Source organism: Bradyrhizobium sp. NBAIM03, from assembly GCF_020194055.1.
In the GTDB taxonomy this organism is placed as follows: Bacteria; Pseudomonadota; Alphaproteobacteria; order Rhizobiales; family Xanthobacteraceae; genus Bradyrhizobium; species Bradyrhizobium yuanmingense.
This window is the reverse complement of the sequence record NZ_JADYVS010000202.1, coordinates 1-421: the sequence shown is the minus strand read 5'-3', so window position 1 is coordinate 421 and position 421 is coordinate 1. Positions and strand designations below refer to the sequence as shown.

Below are 421 nucleotides of genomic sequence, written 5' to 3'. Positions count from 1 at the left end.
ATGCACATGCTGTCCCGCGCTCCTGCCGCGACAGTGGCCGAGCCGAGCGGCGCCAATTTAGAAGGATTGGCAAAAGCCCTGTTGGCACCTCGTGAGATCGTGCGCGATGCGCAAGGCTGGCTGGACCATCCCGCATTGCCGGTGTGCGATGAAAATGTGCGTTTCGATGAACTGCTCGGCGCGTTCGGCCTGGAAACCTATTTTCGCGCCATGGATGGCGACATCGACTGCGATGCTTATGAGCGCATTGTTGATGCTGGTAATGGGTGCGCTGAGTGGACGCCAACGCCACCGGAGGGTGAGGGCTGGACGCTGCTGACAGTCTATGAAACCGAGGACGGCCCGTATGCGATGTTCGCGCGCCAGAAACAGCCGGAGCCGCGCAAACGCTACCGAAAATCCGCCCAGCAGCAGGCCGAGC

At 61.3% G+C, this 421-nt stretch carries 1 protein-coding gene; it reads left to right on the top strand.

The window, feature by feature from the left end; genetic code table 11:
- Positions 1 to 421 (top strand): hypothetical protein (locus I6F21_RS38090; protein WP_225184429.1); only part of this gene is annotated, 421 nt, incomplete at both ends.